General features: G+C 63.2%; 1 protein-coding gene and 1 pseudogene. Both read right to left on the reverse strand.

The annotated features are described in order from the left end of the window. Positions 1 to 289, reverse strand: a pseudogene (locus EN914_RS35450) (nitrate ABC transporter, permease protein); the annotation flags it as partial. Between the two features lie 65 nt (positions 290 to 354). Continuing rightward, positions 355 to 1,405, reverse strand: a 1,051-nt coding sequence (locus EN914_RS35455) for a CmpA/NrtA family ABC transporter substrate-binding protein (RefSeq protein ID WP_127389690.1), incomplete at its 5' end; no start/stop codon positions are given.

The following is a 1,405-nucleotide window of genomic DNA, read 5'->3' on the forward strand; positions in this document are numbered from 1 at the left end:
CTATATCCTGCGGGCCATTGTCGAAGAACGGATGCGCTATCAGGTCGTAGGCCTCTTTCCACACCTGGGTCGGCGGCGGCAGGCTCGATGTCGGCGACGAACAGGCGATCTGCCAGACGACCAGCATCAGCGCGATGACGATGATGGGCGGCACCAGCGCGCTCGCCAGTTTGCCGGCGATGGCGAGCGGCTCGAAGCGGCGCCGTGCCTTGGCAGTGAAGGCGATGACCTCCGCCGGCTTGGCGGGAAAGGCCTTCACCTTGGTGTCCTCGATAGTCTGGATCGACATGTCTGGGGAAAACTCCTTGGGGCAGGTAGTGATCGCAAGCGGCGCATGCACCGCTTGCGATCAGGCTACGCTGATGCCTTGATCTTCAGGCTGTCGAGATAGGCGGACGGGTTGGCCGGATCGAAAATCTTGCCGTCGAAGAAGGTCTCGACGCCCCGCGACGACGACGCCGGAACGTCGGCTGCCGCGACGCCGAGATCCTTGGCCGCCTCGCGCCACAGATCCTCGCGGTTGACCTGGTCGACCAGCGCGTTGATGTCGGTGGTCGGCGCGAACTTGCCCCAGCGGATGTTCTCGGCAAGGAACCACGCATCATGGCTCTTGAACGGATAGGAGACGCCGCCCTTCCAGAACTTCATGGAGAGATCGGTGCCGTTGGCGACGCGGCCATTGCCATAGTTGATGTCGCCCTTGAGGCGGCCGATGATGTCGGCGACGGGCACGTTCATCCATTGCCGCTTGCCGATGATAGCGGCCATCTCGTCCTTGTTCTCGGTGGCCTCGCACCATTGCTGCGCTTCCATGACGGCCATCAGGATCGCCTTGGTGGCGTTCGGATATTTCTCGATGAATTCGGCGCGCAGGCCGAGCGCCTTTTCGGGATGGCCCTTCCACAATTCGCCTGTCGTGGCGGCGGTGAAGCCGACGCCCTGATGGACGAGTTGCTCGTTCCACGGCTCGCCGACGCAGAACACGTCCATATTGCCGACCTTCATGTTGGCCACCATCTGCGGCGGCGGCACGACAATGGTCGAGACGTCCTTGTCGGGATCGATGCCGCCGGCGGCCAGCCAATAGCGCAGCCACAGATCATGCGTACCGCCCGGGAAGGTCATGGCGGCCTTGATTTCCTTGCCGGTCGCCTTCTTGGCAGCGAAGGCGTCTTTCAGCTTCGAGGCGTCGAGGCCGACACCGGTGCCGGCATATTCCTGGGCGACCGAAATGCCCTGGCAGTCGTAGTTGAGCCGAGCCACGATCGCCATCGGCATCGGCTGGTTGTTCTGCGTCACCTTGCCGGTGTGCATGAGGTAAGGCAGCGGTGTCAGGATATGAGCGCCGTCGATGCCGTTGGCCGCGCCGCCGAGCATCAGATTGTCGCGTGTCGCACCCCAGGAG

The organism is Mesorhizobium sp. M7A.F.Ca.CA.001.08.2.1 (assembly GCF_003998455.1).
In the GTDB taxonomy this organism is placed as follows: Bacteria; Pseudomonadota; Alphaproteobacteria; order Rhizobiales; family Rhizobiaceae; genus Mesorhizobium; species Mesorhizobium ciceri.